This window comes from Lutaonella thermophila (assembly GCF_055387725.1).
In genome coordinates this window covers 560918-580196 of record NZ_AP043783.1, presented here as the reverse complement: position 1 = coordinate 580196, position 19279 = coordinate 560918, and the positions used below count along the sequence as shown (strand labels likewise).

At 35.8% G+C, this 19279-nt stretch carries 20 protein-coding genes; 12 read left to right on the top strand and 8 right to left on the bottom strand.

What is annotated here, in order from left to right:
- Positions 1-31 precede the first annotated feature (31 nt).
- Genes ACZ5CF_RS02655 through ACZ5CF_RS02640 form a run of 4 tightly spaced genes read left to right on the top strand, consistent with a single transcriptional unit; the run spans position 32 to position 4023 of the window.
- Complete coding sequence (locus ACZ5CF_RS02655; protein ID WP_464580198.1) at positions 32-1051, top strand: sugar phosphate nucleotidyltransferase; 1020 nt, start codon at positions 32-34, stop codon at positions 1049-1051.
- Positions 1052-1092: 41 nt separating this feature from the next.
- Entirely contained in the window at positions 1093-2022 is a 930-nt protein-coding gene (locus ACZ5CF_RS02650) for a tetratricopeptide repeat protein (protein WP_464580197.1), read from the top strand.
- Between the two features lie 16 nt (positions 2023-2038).
- Positions 2039-2800 (top strand): lipoprotein insertase outer membrane protein LolB1, encoded by a 762-nt coding sequence (gene lolB1 / locus ACZ5CF_RS02645; protein WP_464580195.1) that lies wholly within the window; start codon positions 2039-2041, stop codon positions 2798-2800.
- Positions 2801-2802: 2 nt separating this feature from the next.
- Positions 2803-4023: a murein hydrolase activator EnvC family protein gene (locus ACZ5CF_RS02640; protein WP_464580194.1), complete on the top strand. Its 1221-nt coding sequence runs from the start codon at positions 2803-2805 to the stop codon at positions 4021-4023.
- A 2-nt stretch (positions 4024-4025) separates the two neighbouring features.
- Here the strand turns inward: ACZ5CF_RS02640 and ACZ5CF_RS02635 are convergent, their stop codons facing one another.
- Positions 4026-4547 carry an acyl-CoA thioesterase gene (locus ACZ5CF_RS02635; protein WP_464580193.1) on the bottom strand — a complete coding sequence of 174 codons (522 nt, stop codon included), beginning with the start codon at positions 4545-4547 and terminating at the stop codon, positions 4026-4028.
- A 58-nt stretch (positions 4548-4605) separates the two neighbouring features.
- Positions 4606-5562 (bottom strand): HU domain-containing protein, encoded by a 957-nt coding sequence (locus ACZ5CF_RS02630; RefSeq protein WP_464580192.1) that lies wholly within the window; start codon positions 5560-5562, stop codon positions 4606-4608.
- A 105-nt stretch (positions 5563-5667) separates the two neighbouring features.
- On the opposite strand from ACZ5CF_RS02630, the gene dprA reads away from it, so the two are divergent.
- On the top strand, positions 5668-6771 hold the full coding sequence (gene dprA, locus ACZ5CF_RS02625) for a DNA-processing protein DprA (RefSeq protein ID WP_464580190.1): 1104 nt from the start codon (positions 5668-5670) through the stop codon (positions 6769-6771).
- A gap of 16 nt (positions 6772-6787) precedes the next feature.
- On the opposite strand, the gene trpS is transcribed toward dprA, so the two are convergent.
- Positions 6788-7756, bottom strand: a complete 969-nt coding sequence (trpS, locus tag ACZ5CF_RS02620) for a tryptophan--tRNA ligase (RefSeq protein ID WP_464580188.1) — start codon at positions 7754-7756, stop codon at positions 6788-6790.
- A 91-nt stretch (positions 7757-7847) separates the two neighbouring features.
- The gene (locus tag ACZ5CF_RS02615; RefSeq protein ID WP_464580187.1) at positions 7848-8090 is read right to left on the bottom strand and encodes a GlsB/YeaQ/YmgE family stress response membrane protein; all 243 of its coding nucleotides are present in this window, start codon (positions 8088-8090) and stop codon (positions 7848-7850) included.
- 71 nt (positions 8091-8161) lie between these two features.
- Here ACZ5CF_RS02615 and ACZ5CF_RS02610 point away from each other — a divergent pair, with 71 nt between their 5' ends.
- Positions 8162-8899: a lysophospholipid acyltransferase family protein gene (locus ACZ5CF_RS02610; RefSeq protein WP_464580186.1), complete on the top strand. Its 738-nt coding sequence runs from the start codon at positions 8162-8164 to the stop codon at positions 8897-8899.
- Between the two features lie 114 nt (positions 8900-9013).
- Here ACZ5CF_RS02610 and ACZ5CF_RS02605 read toward each other — a convergent pair whose 3' ends face one another.
- From ACZ5CF_RS02605 to recA, 4 genes are all read right to left on the bottom strand, one after another.
- Positions 9014-10366, bottom strand: coding sequence for an outer membrane beta-barrel protein (locus ACZ5CF_RS02605; RefSeq protein WP_464580185.1), 1353 nt, complete (start codon positions 10364-10366; stop codon positions 9014-9016).
- 3 nt (positions 10367-10369) lie between these two features.
- Complete coding sequence (locus ACZ5CF_RS02600) at positions 10370-10927, bottom strand: RNA polymerase sigma factor (protein ID WP_464580183.1); 558 nt, start codon at positions 10925-10927, stop codon at positions 10370-10372.
- A gap of 23 nt (positions 10928-10950) precedes the next feature.
- The gene (locus tag ACZ5CF_RS02595; RefSeq protein WP_464580181.1) at positions 10951-11367 is read right to left on the bottom strand and encodes a hypothetical protein; all 417 of its coding nucleotides are present in this window, start codon (positions 11365-11367) and stop codon (positions 10951-10953) included.
- Between the two features lie 197 nt (positions 11368-11564).
- Complete coding sequence (gene recA / locus ACZ5CF_RS02590; RefSeq protein WP_464580179.1) at positions 11565-12572, bottom strand: recombinase RecA; 1008 nt, start codon at positions 12570-12572, stop codon at positions 11565-11567.
- A 349-nt stretch (positions 12573-12921) separates the two neighbouring features.
- Here recA and ACZ5CF_RS02585 point away from each other — a divergent pair, with 349 nt between their 5' ends.
- The 6 genes from ACZ5CF_RS02585 to ACZ5CF_RS02560 all read left to right on the top strand — a co-directional run bounded on the left by ACZ5CF_RS02585 (position 12922) and on the right by ACZ5CF_RS02560 (position 19278).
- Positions 12922-14163 carry a peptidase U32 family protein gene (locus ACZ5CF_RS02585; protein WP_464580178.1) on the top strand — a complete coding sequence of 414 codons (1242 nt, stop codon included), beginning with the start codon at positions 12922-12924 and terminating at the stop codon, positions 14161-14163.
- Positions 14163-14393 (top strand): ferredoxin, encoded by a 231-nt coding sequence (locus ACZ5CF_RS02580; protein WP_464580176.1) that lies wholly within the window; start codon positions 14163-14165, stop codon positions 14391-14393. The genes ACZ5CF_RS02585 and ACZ5CF_RS02580 overlap by 1 nt, the downstream gene beginning before the upstream one ends.
- A 203-nt stretch (positions 14394-14596) precedes the next feature.
- The gene (locus ACZ5CF_RS02575) at positions 14597-15754 is read left to right on the top strand and encodes a PSP1 domain-containing protein (RefSeq protein ID WP_464580175.1); all 1158 of its coding nucleotides are present in this window, start codon (positions 14597-14599) and stop codon (positions 15752-15754) included.
- Positions 15754-16239 carry a gliding motility lipoprotein GldH gene (locus ACZ5CF_RS02570; RefSeq protein WP_464580173.1) on the top strand — a complete coding sequence of 162 codons (486 nt, stop codon included), beginning with the start codon at positions 15754-15756 and terminating at the stop codon, positions 16237-16239. Before ACZ5CF_RS02575 ends, ACZ5CF_RS02570 begins: the two co-directional genes overlap by 1 nt.
- Positions 16240-16248: 9 nt before the next feature.
- The gene (locus ACZ5CF_RS02565) at positions 16249-18564 is read left to right on the top strand and encodes a penicillin-binding protein 1A (RefSeq protein WP_464580172.1); all 2316 of its coding nucleotides are present in this window, start codon (positions 16249-16251) and stop codon (positions 18562-18564) included.
- Positions 18565-18576: 12 nt separating this feature from the next.
- Positions 18577-19278: a CoA transferase subunit A gene (locus tag ACZ5CF_RS02560; protein WP_464580171.1), complete on the top strand. Its 702-nt coding sequence runs from the start codon at positions 18577-18579 to the stop codon at positions 19276-19278.
- Position 19279: the final 1 nt, after the last annotated feature.

Here is a 19279-nt window from a genome sequence, read left to right as displayed (position 1 = left end):
AGTAATACTGCAAAAAACAGAAGAAAGCGTTATGAAGATTATAGTACCTATGGCCGGTAGAGGCTCAAGATTAAGACCACACACATTAACAGTACCAAAGCCATTAATTCCGGTAGCCGGAAAACCAATAGTGCACAGACTGGTACAAGACATCGTAAAAGTATTAAAACAACCGGTACAAGAGATTGCTTTTATTTTAGGAGATCCGGCTTTTTTTGGTGAAGATGTGGTAGAAAGTTTAACCGCATTAGCTCAAGATCTTGGTGCTAAAGCTACTATTTACAGACAAGACAAACCGTTAGGAACCGGCCATGCAATTATGTGTGCAGAGCCATCGCTTTCCGGTCCGGCTGTTATTGCATATGCCGATACGCTTATTAGGGTCAGCTTTAATTTAGATACGGATGCAGATAGTGTAATTTGGACAAAAAAAGTGGCTAATCCGGAGGCCTATGGGGTTGTAAAACTTAATGATAAAAACGAAATTGTTGAGCTGGTAGAAAAACCAAAAGAATTTGTATCAGACCAAGCTGTTATTGGTATATATTATTTTAAAGACGTTGGTGTATTAAAAGAAAAATTGCAGGAAGTTTTAGATGAAAACATTACCAATGGCGGAGAATACCAAATAAACGATGGTATAAAACGAATGATGGCCGAAGGTAAAGTATTTAAAACAGGAACTGTAGATGAATGGATGGACTGTGGTAATAAAAATGTAACGGTAGAGACAAACGCTAAAATGTTAGATTTTTTAGCTGCAGATGCCCAAGAAGAACTTATTCATTCGGAGGTTGTATTAGAGAATGCACAGATAATATCGCCTTGCTTTATTGCCAAAGGTGTTGTTTTAAAAAACACAACAATTGGTCCGCATGTGTCGGTTGGAGAAAATACGGCAATAGAAAACTCAACTGTTAAAAACAGCTTAATTCAGGCGCACACAACCATAAAAAATGCTACCTTACAAAATGCTATGATTGGCAATCACGTAGAGTACGATGGCAACTTTACCAGTATTAGTATTGGAGACTACTCTCAATTGGTGTAACAAAGTTAATTGGGCATATTTTTTGCGTATGGTATAGCATAATGAAAAAAGCAAACTACATATTATTTATAGCCTTTGGCTTGTTGTTTTTAAACGGCAGTTATGCTCAAGAAGATACAGCAGCCGATGTAACGCAAGAAATAGTATCGGATAGTTTTCAGGAGCATTTTTTTGAAGCTCTTAAAGAAAGGGCTGTAGAAAATTACGATAGAGCCATAGAAAAACTTATGCTTTGCAAAAATTTACAACCTACTAATGTAGCTGTAGATTTTGAGCTGGGGAAAAATTACTTTCAACTAAAAAAATATGCTGTAGCACAATCGTATTTAGAGAATGCGGTTAAAGTAGAACCCGAAAACATATGGTATTTAGAAGCACTTTTAGCAGTTTATGATGCCCGTGGAGATATGTATAATACACTTAATGTAGATAATCAATTAAAAATAAAAAGCTTACAATTGCGCGAAAACTTGGCCAAACTTTACGCTAAGTTTGGCAACTATGAGCACGCTTTACAGGTTTTAGACGAATTAGATGCTAAACATGGTGTTACAACAGAGAGAAAAAACCTAAGAGCATTAGTTTTAGCCTACCAATTTGAAGAGAACAAGAAGAAAACAACACGCGAAATTGTAATTCAGAAAGATACCCAAAACCCAATCAATCAATACAAAACCATATTAGCTAAACTAATAGAGGTAGAACATAAGCAAGCCTTGCTGCAAGTAGCTACGGAAGCGCTAGATAATTTTCCAACACAACCATACTTTTATTATGCTAAAGGATTGGCTTTAAACAGTGTAGCCCAATATAAAGAAGCTGCTGAGGTTTTAGAAATGGCACTCGATTTTTTGATTGATGACGTAGAGCTTAAAAACAACATTTATAAACAATTAGCGGTTTCTTATTCATCATTAGGAGATACAAAAAAAGCCTCTATTTATCTTAAAAAAACTAAAAGCCGACTTTAAAATTTACTGTATCTAAATGAGACAACTATTTGTGGTAATTTTTACTTTGTTTTTTGTGTCTTGCGGAACTAAAAATGTTATATCTGGCAAGAAAGCTTCTAAAAATGTAGCAGCAAAAGAGGTTATTGCTAATCATTACAACAAAGCATTAGATTTTTCTACCATAAGAGGAAGAATGAAGATTGATTTTAACGATGGGCACACACAACAAAACTTTACCGTTAGTTTTAGAATGCAAAAAGACAGTGCTATTTGGCTAAGCGCCACACTATCTGTAGTTAAGGTGCTTATTACGCCCAATAGGGTTAGTTTTTATAATAAGTTAGATAACACTTATTTTGATGGTGATTTTAGCTATTTAAGCAAACTTTTAGGAACAGAACTAAACTTTTATAAAGTTCAAAACTTACTTTTGGGTCAAGCAATACAAGAGTTAAACCCATCAGATTTTAAAGTAACAGCATCTGGGAATGCTTATAAGTTAGAACCTAAAGAAGAAGACGCTTTTTGGCAACAATTATTTGTTGTAGATCCGGCGCACTACAAAATGGTTGCACAACAAGTTAGTATGCCTTTGCAAAATAGAAGCTTGCAAATATTTTATAATAACTACCTTAAAATAGATAATAAAACATTTCCTGATAAAATAACATTAATTGCAACAGAAGGGGTGGCACAAACTAAAATAGAACTAGAATATAAAAATATTACTTTTAACGAAAGAGTTACTTTTCCGTACAGAATACCGGAAGGATTTAATGAAATAGTGTTAGAATAACCATGCTTGTTAAATTAAAAAACCTACTTATAGTAGTTGCAGCATTATTTTTTTTGCTACCTGCCTTTGCTCAAACCAACCAACAAAAAGAGCTTGAGCAAAAGCGTCAGCGCTTGTTAGAAGAAATTAAAACTATAAATCAGTTACTTTTTAAAGAAAAAAAGCAAAAGCGATCGGTTTTAGAGCATGTAGAAGATATTAATAAAAAAATAAGTGTTAGACGCCAATTAATAAGCGTTACAAACCAGCAAGCAAACCTACTTAACAGACAAATAAACAGTAACCTTAAGGCAATTAGAAATCTCACCGAAGAACTCGTAGTTTTAAAAGAAGATTATGCCGAAATGATTAGAAAATCATACAAAAACAAATCTACACAAAGCAGGTTAATGTTTATTTTATCATCTAAAAACTTCTTTCAGGCTTATAAACGATTACAATATTTAAAGCAGTACACTAATTACAGAAAAGAGCAAGCAAATAGTATTCAGCAAAAAACAGAAAAACTAAAACAGCTCAATAATGAACTAATAGCACAACGCAAAGAAAAAGAGCGTTTAATTGCCGAAAACAAAAAAGAGCAAGCGCTACTGGAGCAAGAAAGAAAAGCACAACGAGAGTTATTGCAAACCATACAAAAGAACGAAAGCAAATATGCTACACAAATTAGGAAAAAGCAACGTGAAGCAGCAGCTATAGAAAAGCAAATAAACGAAATAATTAAAGCAGCTATAGCAAAATCAAATAAAAGCTCGGGCAATACGCGTTCTACTAATTTTGCACTAACACCGGAAACTAAATTGGTAAATGCAGGGTTTGAAGCTAATAAAGGAAAACTACCAAGCCCGGTAGAAAAAGGCATTGTAGTAATGCGTTTTGGCAGACAGCCGCATCCAATAGTTAAATCGGTTACTATACAGAGTAATGGTTTGCGCATTGCTACCGAAAAAGATGCAGATGCACGCGCAGTTTATGACGGTGAGGTTTTAGCAGTGCTTGTTGTTAAAGGAGGCAACAAAGTTGTTTTAATTCAGCATGGTAACTACATAACAGCATATAATAATTTAAGTAGGGTTTATGTTAAAGAAGGCGATAAAGTAAAAACTAAACAGCCCGTAGGGAAAGTGTTTACCAACCCAACTACCGGAGATACCATTTTAAAATTTAGTATGTACCAAAATAGCAAAGTGGTAAACCCTTCTAATTGGATTTATAGAATGTAAAACTACTTACTGGTATCAAAAAACAGTGCTTTAAGCTCGGTAGCTTCATCCGGCTTCATTTTTCCGGCTAATACTAAGCTTAATTGTTTTCTGCGTAAAGCAGCTGCATATCGCTCTTTTTCTAAATCGGTTTCCGGAATTACTTCGGGAACTTTCACAGGACGACCGGTTTCATCAACTGCAACAAAAGTATATATGGCTTCGTTAGCTTTGCTTCTAACACCGCTCTCTCTATCTTCTATCCAAACATCTAAATATACCTCCATAGAGCTGTTAAAAGCTCTAGAAATTGATGCTTCTACGGTAACTACGCTACCAACCGGAATGGTCCGATTAAAAGCAACATGATTAACCGATGCGGTAACAACAATACGTCTTGAGTGTCTTCTGGCAGCAATACTGGCACAGCGGTCCATTCTTGCTAATAATTCACCCCCAAATAAATTGTTTAACGGATTGGTTTCGCTTGGCAAAACCATATCTGTCATGATTGTTTTAGACTCAGATGGAGTTTTAGGTTGCATGCAAAAAAATTTTGGCAAAGATACAGCCTAAAAAAGTAATGTGAAAAAGTTTAAAGATTTATTCAGAATCGGCAACTAAAAGCCATGCGTCTGCAGATTCTGTAGCTTTTATTTCTTGCAAAAAAGAAAGTGCTTGGTTTACATCGGCAAAGCTACCATAAGCTACTTGGTGTAGCCCGTATTTATTAACGCCAACGGCACGCGCACTATATCCTTTAGCCTGTAATTGCTTAATTTTCTTTTGTGCATTTGCTTTTACCCTAAAGGCACCGGCAATAATATGGTAACGTTCAGGAGCTTTGTTTATGTTAAGTTTTATTGTTGGAATCTCTAACGGTGTAGTATTAAAAAACGTAGCCTCTTGTATGGCGTGTTCAATTTGGCGCTGGGCGTCTTCAGAAACCATTTGCTCAGTACGCAATTTTTGGTCTTCTAAATAAGTGTAACCCGTAAGCCCTGTAGAAATTGCTAATAAAAATACAGCAGCGTATTTTAAGTAAGGAAAACGCTCTTTTACAGCTGCTTCTTTTTTCTCAGGGGTAAAAAGTATTGGAGCTTTTTCTTCTAAGGCAGCCACTTGCTCTTTTAACTCTTCTCTAACAACAGCCGGAGAAACAAAAGCCGAAAGACCAAATGAACTGGTTAAGTAATTAATTTCTTCGGCAGGCTGAAACTGTATTTTTTCTTCTTCGTTTTGCCAAAGAACTCCAATGTTTTTAAGCGTTACTTTTTCTTGGTTTTGTAGAAGACGTTTCCACTCGTCTACTTGAGTTTCTACTTCTTCTAAAACAGATTCATATGCTTTTTTTTGATGAGCAGCAATGTGTTTTACCAGCAAACCATCATTAGAAGTTAACTGAGCATTAAACGATAGTTTTTTTGAAGGAGGAACAAAGGTATAAGTGCCTTCGTCTATCTGTGCTGATTGGTGTTGTGCTAAAAATGAACCTAGCCCGGGCACAGTAACACATTGATATCTATATAATAACTCGCTTATGTAACGCTCTAGTCTCATTAAGACAAATATTCAAAAAAAATATGTAAGGTTTACTTTCAAATCTACATAATTTATTAACATTTTGTGTTACTTTAGAGATGAAATCTGAAGAAAAACAGGTAAATGACTCATACCGAATTACTTTATGCTCTTGCCTTACAACGTACCCCACATATTGGAGATATCACAGCAAAAAAATTAATTGCTGCCTGCAATAATAGTATAGAAGCAGTTTATAAAACACCAAAACATCAACTTTTAAATATAGACGGAATAGGCACTTATACTATTAAAGAGCTTTATAATCCAGCACATTTAAAAGCAGCCGAAAGAGAGCTACATGCTATGCATTCTCATAATATTAGGGCAGTTTATTTTTTAGAAGATAATTATCCCAAACGCTTAAAACATTGCGTAGATAGCCCCATACTTTTGTTTTATAAAGGTAATGCAGATTTAAATGCACCAAAATGTATTAGCATTGTTGGAACACGTAAAATAACTTCGTATGGAAAGAGTTTTTTAGAGCAACTCATATCAGAATTAGCACCATTAAACCCTACAATTGTTTCAGGATTTGCTTTTGGAGTAGATATCACAGCACAAAAACTAGCCATAAAGTACGGATTGCAAACGATTGGTTGTATGGCACACGGATTGGATTCTGTTTATCCTAAAACACATGCTGTTTATGTTAAAGATGTTTTGAATAATGGCGGATTTGTTTCAGATTTTTGGACAGCCACAGTGCCTGATAGAGAGAATTTTTTAAAGCGTAACCGAATAATTGCAGGACTTTCTGAAGCTACAATTGTGATTGAATCTGCCGAGAAAGGAGGTAGTTTAGTAACAGCAAACATAGCAAACAGTTACAATAGAGAAGTGTTTGCGTTACCTGGCAGAGCAACTGATTCGCATAGTGTAGGATGTAATAATTTAATAAAAAAACAAGCAGCCCATATGATAACGCAAGCTGCAGATATAGTATATATGTTAGGCTGGGAATTAAATACGACGGTTAAGAATACACAAAAAAAGCTTTTTGTTTCATTAAATGATATAGAGTCTCAAATACATTCTTATTTAGTTGAAAACGGTAAGAGTTTGTTGGATGTAATTGCATTAGAATGTAAAATACCAATACACCAAACAACAACTCTACTATTGCAAATGGAGCTAAAAGGAGCTGTTAGACCACTACCCGGTAAAATATTTGAAGCTATCTAATATACCAAAAGGTATTTTAGTAGCCTAGCCTTTTTCTAACACGTTCTAATACTTGGTCTGCAACAACCTTTGCTTTGTCTGCTCCTATTTTTAAAGCCTTTTCAATTTCTTCAGGGTTATTCATATAGTGGCTAAACTTAGCTCGTTCCTCTTCAAAGCGCTCTAAAACCAATTGGTATAATTCTTGTTTGGCATGCCCATAGCCATAACCGCCTTTTAAATAATTTTCACGCATTTTAGCGGTGTCTTCTTTAGTAGCTAGTAGCTTATAAATGGCAAATACATTATCTGTATCAGGGTTTTTAGGTTCTTCTAAAGGCGTGCTATCTGTTTGAATGCTCATTATTTGCTTTCTGAGCTGCTTTTCGGGTAAGAAAATATTAATAATATTCCCTTTACTCTTACTCATTTTCTCACCATCGGTGCCGGGAATCCATTGTGTATCTTCATGAATTTTAGCTTCTGGCATTACAAATGTTTCTCCCATTTTATTATGAAATCTTGCTGCAACGTCGCGTGTAATTTCTAAGTGTTGCAACTGATCTTTTCCAACAGGAACAATTTCTGCATCATATAATAAAATATCGGCAGCCATTAACATTGGGTATGTAAATAGGCCGGCGTTTACATCTTCTAAGCGATCTGCCTTATCTTTAAACGAATGTGCTAAGGTTAAACGTTGGTATGGAAAGAAACAATTTAAGTACCAGGCAAGTTCAGTAACTTGTGGCACATCACTTTGTTTATAAAAAACAGTTTTGTTTATGTCTAAGCCAAAAGAGAGCCATGCGGCAGCTGTAGCAAGGGTATTATTATACAATTGCTCACCATCTTTTATTTGAGTAAGCGAATGCATATCGGCAATAAACAAAAACGATTCATTATTAGGATCGTTCGCCATTTCTATAGCCGGAATAATAGCTCCTAAAATATTACCTAGATGTGGTGTTCCGGTGCTTTGAATACCTGTTAATATTCTTGCCATACAGCTTTATTTTAATCAACTGCAAATGTAGCGATAGCCAGCAAATAAAAAAAGCGGCAAAGCCGCTTAGTTTTTTAGTTACTTGAAGGTGCTATTTTTTAAAAAGACCTGCAATTAGCAGAACAACTAAGGCTCCAATAACTCCGGTAATTAGGTCTCCCAAAATACCATCACTAACAGAAATCTCTAAAGCTCTAAAAACCCAATTACCAACAATACCTCCAATAATACCTAAAATAATATTAACGAGGACGCCATAGCCTCCTCCTTTCATAATTTTACCGGCTAGCCATCCGGCTACACCTCCAATAAGTAATGCATATAAAAGTCCCATAATTAAAAGTTTTTGTGTTGTTTTTTACCCATTTAATATAAATAATTATTTAAAATTATATTTTTGGAGGTATGATTTTCTTACTAAAGGCTATTGGTAAAACCCTTTGGAGAATATGGTTTTACATACTTGTAGCATTACCAATTTTGGTAATGTTTCCTTTTTTACTCCTTTTTACATCGAGAGAAAAATGGTATCCTCAGTTTTTTTGGCTAGCCAGAAATATCTGGGCAAATACTATTTTGTTCGGAATGGGCTTTTGGCCTAAAATAAAGTGGCATCAAAAACTGGAAAAAGGAAAAAGTTATATGCTTATAGCTAACCACACCAGTATGATAGATATAATGCTGATGCTTAAAATCTCTAAAAACCCTTTTGTTTTTGTGGGGAAAAAGGAGTTAGTAAAAATTCCGGTTTTTGGCTTTTTTTACAAGCGCGTATGTATTATGGTAGATAGAAGCAATCCTAAAAGCAGAACGGCAGTGTATTTAAGAGCCAAAAAGCGTTTAGCACAAGGATTAAGCATTTGTATTTTTCCTGAAGGAGGAGTGCCTGATGATGAATCTGTTGTGTTAGATAATTTTAAAGACGGAGCATTTAACTTGGCAATAGAATACCAAATACCTATTGTGCCAATGAGTTTTTTAGATAATAAAAAAAGATATCCATACACATTTTTAAAAGGATCCCCTGGGAGAATGAGAGTGATTGTACATGAGTTTATTCAAACAAAAGGTCTTACTTCTGCGCATAAAAAAGAGTTAAGAGAACAAGCAAGAACGGTAATATTAAATTCATTAGAAGCTTAAATAAAAGGAAAAGGCTGCCGATTTTCCGGCAGCCTTTTTAAATTATTGCTCAACCAAGCAATAATTCAACCTAACCAACTAAAAACTCCCGATTTTAGGAAGTATCGGGATATATTAGAACCTAAAACTGAATCCTGTATAAATTCCTAACGAATAAGGAGAAAAACTTCCTATTTCGTTAGAGAATGTGTTTAACTGATATTTAAACATAGGCTCAATATTTAGCAATAAACTTTCAGAGAACTTATAGTCTATTCCTAATCCTATGTTTGTACTAAAATTTATGCTGTTTACATTGTTGGCTTTGCCCAACATTGTGGTTATGTTTTCTGAGGTTAGCGTAACGCTATTATTTGTTAAAAATAATGAGCTAATACCGCCAACTAAGTTCACTCCAATTTTCTTGTTAATAAGTCTGTATTTAGCTTCAAGAGGCACTTCAATATATCCTAATCGCTGAACCATCTCTCCTGTAAATTGTGCGCTTCTGGCAGAAAACTCTGAGTTGCCATTTAAAGGAGCTTTCTCATTACTGTCAAAAACCTGAATCGGCACATCTCCAGATGGAGTTACAAAATCATAGCCCAGTGCCTGCACAGAAGGAGAAAAAGTTATGTTGTTGGTGGTGTAACCAAAATCTACCTTATTAATACCAGATCTAACACTTAGGCGCTTAGACACTTGGTACGCAACATTTACGCCATAACTAAGGTTAACATTACCAGATTTACTATTATCTACAAAAGAAGCATCTATAGGAGAGCCACTGCCAAAGGCATTAAAATAAACAGGGGCTACGGTTGGGTTAATACTCCATTTTTTTGAGTTAGCCAGCTTTTTTGCATCATCTTCTTCTAAACTTTGTTGCTCATTAACAATCTCTAAAAGAGATTTTTTAGAATTTGATACAGCATTTTGCTGCGAAGTAGTAGAAGCCTCAACCGATTCCCCTGTTGTATTTGGGTTAGTTATAGGGTTATTTTTTTGATTTGTTTTAGTATCTGGTGTTTGGATGTTTTTTGCCAGTAAACTATTGTTAGTTTTAGTTACTGTATTTTTAGAGTTGTTTTGTGTTGGTGTTTTCTTTTGCGCAACCCCCAATTTATTTTTGCTTTGATGGATTATTTTGTTGTCTACTTCTTTTATAATGTTAGATTTAGAATCATTTATGGTTTCTTCGGTATTATTAGAGTTATTCTCGGGCTGAGCATCTGTATTTGTAATTGTTGGAGTATTAGGAATACTATTAGAAGAGCTATCCAGTAATGAGTAACCCACAGCAAACATTATTAATAAAATGGCAGCAGCACTCCCGGCTTTCCACCACAATGGTAAAAATCTTTTTTTGGAACGCTTTTGTTTATTAAGTTTTTGCTCTATGTGTTGCCAAACGTGAGCATCTGGAGTAGCTTCAAAATTTTTAAACTGCTCCTGAAATAAACGGTCTATGTTTTTTTTACTACTCATTGTCTAAATTGAGTTCACTTTTTTTTTAATGTTGTCTTCTTCTATTCGTTTTTTTAATAACGCTCTTGCCCTTGCTAAATTAGATTTTGATGTGCCTTCTGTTATGTTCAACAATTCGGCTATTTCTTTATGCGAATAGCCATCTAACACATATAAATTAAAAGTTAATCTGTACCTATCCGGAAGCTCTTGTATAAGCTTTAGTAAATAATCTAAAGACAAGCCTTGAGCTTCTTTTTCGGTAACCGATACAGAAACCGAGTTTTCATGACTTTCGCTTATAATATCAAAAACTCGTTCTTTCTCTTTTCTGTATTTTTGTAGTACCGTATTAATGGTAACTCTTCTAATCCACCCTTCAAAAGAACCTTTAAAATTGTACTGCTCTATTTTTTTAAAAATAGTCAAAAAGCTATCCTGCAGATTATCTTCTGCTTCAGCTTTGTTACGGGAATACTTTAAGCAAATGCTGTACAAAAGACTACTATAGCGCTCGTACAGTTGTTTTTGTGCTTTTCGTTCCCCCTTTTTACAATCATGTATGAGTTGTTGTAAACTCACTTATGGCTTAGGTTTATTAGTTTTTAAGGTGTTACGGGCACTTGGTACTCTAAATAAATGTCATTTCCTTGTTCATCTGTTCCTGCCCAAAATTTAAAGTAATATACATCTTCGTATAAAACTTCAAAATTAAATGTGGCAGTTGCTTCTTCTACGGCTTGCGTGCAAACCATGTCTTCAAAAACCGAACCAATAATAACAACTTCTCGTTCTGTAAGGTCAGGTTTTTTAAAATCAAAACCTTCAAAAAAAGTGCAACCGTTAGGGCGCAAATAAGTAACTTGAATTTGATAAAAGTTACCACGCTCAAAGCTGTCCGGAAAAACAGCATCTACAGTTTGCAGTGCCACAAAACGCACATTGGCACCGTCGTCATCAAAGTCGCACGATGCCATGAGCATAAGTAATAAGAAACCTAAAAAACCAATATACTTTTTCATGCTGTTTGTTTTAGGGGTAAACAAGTTGCATGCTTACATTTAACCATTTTCAAAACTAATGTTAACTGCTTTGATTTTAGTTAGTTGTAGGCAAAAGCCTATTTTTTCATGATTGTAAATAAAAGCCATTAGTAAGATGCAACTTTTTTAAAAAGGTTGCGTAGCATGAAAAAAAAATCCCGGAGTAATTTCCGGGATTAGGCAGTTACGGTTTTTATAGCTTCTTTAATTTTAGTTTCTAACTCTTCTAATAACTCCGGATTATCTTTTAGTAGTGCCTTAACGGCATCTCTACCTTGCCCCAGCTTAGTGTCGCCATAACTAAACCAAGAACCACTCTTTTTAATAATTTCGTAATCAACACCAAGGTCAATTATTTCGCCTACTTTAGAGATTCCTTCGTTATACATAATATCAAATTCTGCCGATTTAAACGGAGGTGCTACTTTGTTTTTTACCACTTTAACACGGGTTTTGTTTCCGGCTGCATCACCTTGTGTATTTTTAATTTGGGTAGAGCGCCTAATATCTAACCTAACCGAAGCATAGAATTTAAGGGCGTTACCACCTGTAGTTGTCTCTGGGTTGCCAAACATTACTCCAATTTTTTCACGTAATTGGTTAATAAAAATAGCTGTACACCTTGTTTTGTTAATAGTAGCGGTAAGCTTTCTTAATGCCTGAGACATTAAACGAGCATGTAACCCCATTTTAGAATCTCCCATCTCTCCTTCTATCTCGCTCTTAGGAGTTAAAGCAGCAACAGAGTCAATCACAATAATATCTATAGCACCAGATCTAATTAAATTATCGGCAATTTCTAATGCTTGCTCTCCGTGGTCTGGTTGAGATATAATTAAGTTATCTATATCTACCCCAAGTTTTTCTGCATAGAACCTATCAAAAGCATGTTCGGCATCAATAAAAGCTGCAATTCCTCCTGCTTTTTGAGCTTCAGCAATTGCATGTAAAGTAAGGGTTGTTTTACCGGAAGATTCCGGACCAAAAATTTCTATAATTCTGCCTCTTGGGTATCCTCCAACACCCAAGGCAACATCTAACCCTAAAGAACCGGTAGGAATAACTTCAACTTCATCAACAGCGCTATCACCAAGCTTCATAACGGCTCCTTTGCCGTAGGTTTTATCTAGTTTGTCTAACGTAAGTTTTAAGGCTTTTAATTTTGCTTCTTTTTCAGAACTCATAAGTATGGTAATAATAGTTTACATATAGGGCTAAAATACTATTTCTTTCATCAGCAAGCAATGCTCACGCAACCTTTTTTGGTTTTTTGCATCTATAGAACAAAGACACACAATAAAAGTGAAATTTTCACCCATTTATATGATTGTAAAAAATCAACTATCTGTTGTTTCTTTGCTTAGCAAGAGACGACTAGATGGTGGCTAACTTCGTTGTAATACGCAATGATGAAAATTAATTTTTTAAAATTAGTATTAACAACGAATTAGCTACGAAAAGCGCTTCAATTTTTTTTGAAGCGCTTTTTGTTTAAAAACCCTATCTTTGCACCCTCAAAAACAGGCTTTTATCATGACACCAACTGGAAGAATAGAATTAATGGCTCCTGCCGGGAATTTCGAGGCGTTACAAGCAGCAATTGATAACGGAGCCGACTCGGTGTATTTTGGTGTAGAGCAGTTAAATATGCGTGCTCGAGCCAGCATAAACTTTAGAATAGACGATTTACCCGAAATAGCAAGAAGATGTTCTGAGAAAGGGATTAGAACATACTTAACGCTTAACACTATTATTTACGATCACGATTTGTCTGTTATAAAAACAGTGTTGAATTCTGCTAAAGATGCAGGAATTACAGCTGTTATTGCAATGGACCAAGCAGTAATTGCCTATGCCAGACAAATTGGAATGGAAGTGCATATTTCTACTCAAGTAAACATTACCAATATAGAAACCGTAAGGTTTTATGCAATGTTTGCAGATACAATGGTGTTGAGCCGTGAGTTAAGCTTACGCCAAGTAAAACAAATTTGCGAACAGATTAAAAAAGAAGAAATTAAAGGGCCTTCCGGTAATCTGGTAGAAATAGAAATTTTTGGTCACGGAGCATTATGCATGGCGGTATCAGGTAAGTGCTACTTAAGCTTACACTCGCATAACTCATCTGCAAACAGAGGGGCTTGCAAGCAAAATTGCCGTAAAAAATATACTGTGATAGATCAGGAAAGTGGTTTTGAAATTGAAATCGATAATGAGTACATGATGTCTCCAAAAGATTTATGTACGTTAGATTTTCTTGATCAAGTAATTGATGCAGGGGCTAAAGTGTTAAAAATAGAAGGAAGAGGACGTGCTCCCGAGTATGTGGCTACAGTAATAAAAACATATCGTGAAGCAATAGATGCTTACTACGAAGGCAATTTTACGAAGGAGCGTGTTGATGAGTGGATGAACAGACTTAAAACGGTTTACAATAGAGGATTCTGGAGCGGTTATTATTTAGGGCAAAAACTTGGCGAGTGGAGTGATGGTCCGGGTTCTCAAGCAACACAAAAGAAAGTGTACATTGGTAAAGGGATGCACTATTTCCCTAAAGCCGGAATTGCAGAATTTAAAATAGAAGCATTTGATATTAAGATTGGCGATAAAATTTTAATTACAGGCCCAACAACCGGAGTTAAAGAGCTTGAGCTTACAGAGATGCTTGTAAACGACCAGCAGCTAGAAAAAGCTACCAAAGGAGACTCTGTAACTGTGCCAACCGGATTTAGAGTCAGACCATCAGACAAACTATATAAAATAGTACCGGCCTAATGGTAATTGTTACACTGCAAAGAGACAAATGTATAGGTTGTAATTACTGTGTAGAGCTTGCACCTGCACACTTTAGGATGTCTAAAAAAGACGGTAAAAGTGTTTTGCTGGGGTCAAAAGAAAAAAAAGGGTTTTACACCGTAAAAATAAACGATGAATCTGTATTTAATGAATGTGATCAAGCCCAAAAAGCTTGTCCGGTTAAAATAATTACCACCAAAAAAATATAATAGCGTTATAATTTACAAAAAGCAAGGTAAGGGTCTCTTTAGAGACCTTTACTTTTTACTACTTTTGCAAAACCTAATTTGTGCTAAAAACAAGGTGCAAAGTTTAGGTTTTAGTTATAGATAATTAATAGTATCTTTACTTTTTATAATTAATTACGAACCTTTACCGGCATTACTTAATGCTGGTTCAATATATAATAAATATGGGTTGTACAAGTTGTACTTCCGGAAAGAACGGGTTACCTAAAGGATGTAAAAACAACGGTACTTGTGGTGCCGACAGCTGTAATAAATTAACTGTTTTTAATTGGCTTTCAAACATGTCTTTGCCCAATGGGCAAAAACCATTTGATTGTGTTGAGGTACGGTTTAAAAACAGTAGAAAACATTTTTATCGTGTGCCGGAAAACATATCACTTTCTATAGGTGATATTGTTGCAACAGAGGCTTCACCGGGGCACGATGTAGGTATTGTAACCCTAACCGGAGAGCTGGTTAAAGTGCAAATGCGCAAGAAAAATGTAGATTGGAAAGACGATGCACTTCCTAAAATTTACAGAAAGGCAACACAAAAAGATATTGACGTTTGGAGTGCCTCTAGAGATAGAGAAAAAGCTGTGCAAAAGGAAGCCAGAGAGTTAGCCTTGCGTTTAAATTTAGAAATGAAAATTTCTGATGTAGAGTTTCAAGGAGATGGCTCTAAAGCTACATTTTATTATACAGCAGAAGACAGGGTAGATTTTAGACAGCTTATAAAAGACATGGCTAAAGCCTTTGGTGTTAGAATAGAAATGCGCCAAATAGGGTATCGTCAAGAAGCAGCAAGATTAGGCGGAATAGGGTCTTGCGGAAGAGAGCTCTGCTGCTCTACATGGTTAACAGATTTCAGATCGGTTAACACAGCATCGGCTCGCTACCAACAACTTTCGTTAAACCCACAAAAATTGGCGGGACAATGTGGTAAGTTAAAATGCTGTTTAAATTATGAGCTCGACACGTATTTAGATGCGTTGGCTCACTTCCCAAATCAAGATGTTAAATTATTAACCGAGAAAGGAGAAGCAAGTTGTCAGAAGATAGATATTTTTAAAGGGTTACTTTGGTATGCGTATGATGAAAATAGCGCAAACTGGCATAAGCTTACCGTAGAGCAGGTAAAAGAAATTCAGGAGTTAAACAAAAAAAATAAGAAAATTGCCAGCTTAGAAGAATACGCATCAGATCTTATGGCAGAACAAAGTAAAACCGACTTTGAAAATGTGGTTGGTCAAGATAGTTTAACGCGTTTTGATAAGCCTAAAAACAAACGAAGAACCAAAAACAAACATCGTAGAACAAAACGCAAACCTAAACGTAAATAATGAGAGCAAAAGCATTGTTAAGCCTTTTATTTATAGTTTTGTCAGCTTGTAACACCAATACGGTTTACACAGCTTATAAGCCTATTGCAAAGGCACAATGGCATAAAGATAGCGTGGTGTCTTTTACAATAACACCAAAAGACACCATCCAACACCATAATTTATTCGTACATATTAGAAATAATGAAACCTATGCTTACAGCAATTTATTTTTAATTGTGAGCATGAATTTTCCAGACGGAAATACCGTTGTAGATACCTTAGAGTACGCCATGGCTAAACCCAATGGAGAATGGTTGGGCACCGGAGTTACTTCGGTTAAAGAAAATAAACTTTGGTACAAAGAAAATATTATCTTCCCTACTCAAGGAGAATACAAAGTATCTATTAGACATGCTATGCGAAAAAAGGGTGCGGTTAAAGGTATAGAAGCGTTACAAGGTATTACTGATGTAGGTTTTGAAATAGAAAAATCAGAAGAATAGATTAAAACTATGTCCCGAAAAAAAAAACAAAAAACAACAACATCGTTCACCCAATATCTTAAATGGATTTGGGGAGCTTTTTTTGGCGGAATTCTATTAGTAGCATTTATCTTTTTACTCGCCTCTTGGGGAGTTTTTGGTGAGATGCCAACGTTTGAACGCTTAGAGAATCCACAAACTAACTTAGCTACAGAAATAATCTCTTCGGATGGTGTTACTTTAGGAAAATATTATTTAGATGATAACCGTACTCCTGTAGCCTACAAAGACCTTCCCGAGCATTTAGTACAAGCCTTAGTTGCTACAGAAGATGAGCGTTATTTTGAGCATTCCGGTATAGACGCCAGAGGAACCCTTAGAGCGATAGTTTTTTTAGGAAAAAAAGGAGGGGCAAGTACCATTACACAGCAATTAGCAAAACAACTTTTTCACGGTACAAGCACCAGAGGTTGGCGCAGATACACCCAAAAAATTAAGGAATGGATTATTGCCACACGCATAGAAAGAAGCTATACCAAGCAAGAAATTATAGCGATGTATTTAAACATTTACGACTTTAATTATTTTGCAGATGGTATACGCTCGGCATCAAGAATATATTTTGGTAAAGAGCCCAAAGATTTAAAAATAGAAGAAGCAGCCGTTTTAGTTGGCATGCTTAAAAACTCATCGTTGTACGACCCTATTAAAAGGCCTGAATTAGTTACCCAACGAAGAAATGTGGTGTTTAGGCAAATGGAGCGTAACGATTTTATAACCGAGAAAGAGAAAGATTCTTTACAAGCCCTTCCGTTAGAAATTAACTTCAATCTGGAGTCTCACAAAGAAGGCTTAGCTACTTATTTTAGAATGTATTTGCAAGGTTTTTTAAACGATTGGATCGCTAAAAATCCTAAGCCGGATGGTAGTAAATACAATTTATATTTAGATGGTTTAAAAGTTTATACAACCATAGATTCTCGTATGCAAAAATATGCCGAAGAGTCTGTTGCAGAACACATGAAAAGGCTTCAAGCAGAATTTTTTGTACAAAACACACCACAACGCAATCCAACAGCACCATTTGTTGGATTAGAGCAACATGAAATAGATAGGATTTACAGAAGAGCGATGCGACAATCTGAACGCTGGCGAAAAATGAAAGCCATGGGCAAATCAGAAAAAGAAATAGAAGCATCTTTTAAGAAAAAAACCGAAATGAAAATTTTCACCTGGGACGGTGAAAAAGATACTATAATGACTCCGCTAGATTCTATTAGACATTATAAGTTTTACTTGCGTGCCGCACTAATGTCTATGGAGCCACAAACCGGACATGTAAAAGCGTGGGTTGGAGGTATTAACTATAAACATTTTCAGTACGATCAGGTTATTCAGGGAGCACGCCAAGCTGGCTCTACCTTTAAACCTTTTGTTTATGCAGCAGCAGTTGATCAGTTACAGCTTTCACCATGCGATAGTTTGCCGGATGTATTACACTGTATAGAAGCAAACAAATATGGTAATCCGGAGCCATGGTGCCCTAAAAACTCTAATGGTAAATATTCCGGAAAAAAAATGACATTAAAGTATGCGCTTGCAAACTCTGTAAACACAATTACAGCGCGTTTAATGGATAGGATTGGTCCGGAGCCGGTAATCAAAATTGCAAAAAACATGGGGATAAAAGGCGAAATTCCACCAGTCCCTTCTATAGCTTTAGGAACACCAGATTTAACCGTGTACGAAATGGTTGGAGCTTACGGTACATTTGCCAATCAAGGGGTATACGTAAAACCGGTTATGGTAACCCGTATAGAAGACAGAAACGGTACGGTTCTTTACGAGTATGTACCGGAAACAAAAGATGTTTTAAGTAAAGAAGTTGCGTATGTAATGGTAGATTTACTTAAAGGAGTTACAGAAAGTGGTTCTGGTGAAAGACTAAAACACGAGTTTGCAGCAAACAGAACAGAGTATAAAGAAATTATTACTGGGTATCCTTATAAACTAACCAATCCAATAGCTGGAAAAACCGGAACTACACAAAACCAAAGTGACGGTTGGTTTATGGGAATGGTGCCTAATTTAGTTACAGGTGTTTGGGTTGGTGGCGAAGAAAGAGCAACACATTTTAAAAGTATAATATATGGCCAGGGAGCAGCAATGGCGTTACCAATTTGGGGTTTGTACATGAAAAAATGTTATGCAGACCAAGAGTTAAACGTGTCTAAAGAAGATTTTGAAGCTCCGGAAGAGCTAACTATAAATTTAGATTGTAGTGCAATACCCGAAACAAACAAAGAAGAAAACAAAGAAGATACGTTAGAAGAGATAGACTTTTAAAAACTTATAAAAATGATACGTAAAACGGTAGCTAATGCTCAAGAAGCACTACAAGGCGTTAAAAGTGGTATGACATTCATGTTAGGCGGATTTGGTTTATGTGGTATTCCCGAAAATGCTATTGCCGAGTTAGTGCGTCTTGGTGTTAATAATCTTACCTGTATTTCTAATAATGCCGGTGTAGACGATTTTGGTTTGGGTTTATTACTTCAAAAACATCAAATCAAAAAAATGATTTCGTCTTATGTTGGCGAAAATGATGAGTTTGAGCGACAAATGTTAAGCGGAGAACTTGAAGTAGAACTAATACCGCAAGGAACGCTAGCAGAACGTTGTAGAGCGGCACAACATGGTATTCCGGCTTTTTACACTCCCGCCGGATATGGTACGGAAGTAGCAGAAGGTAAAGAAACAAGAGAGTTTAATGGTAAAATGTATGTTTTAGAGCATGCCTTTAAAGCCGACTTTGCTTTCGTAAAAGCTTGGAAAGGAGATGAGGCCGGTAATTTAATTTTTAAAGGTACCGCCAGAAATTTTAATCCCTGTATGGCAGGAGCAGCTAAAATTACTGTAGCAGAAGTAGAAGAGCTGGTTCCGGCAGGAAGTTTAGATCCTAATCAGATTCATATTCCCGGAATCTTTGTACAACGAATTTTTAAAGGAGAAAACTACGAGAAACGAATAGAACAGCGTACTGTTCGAAAAAGAAATTAAG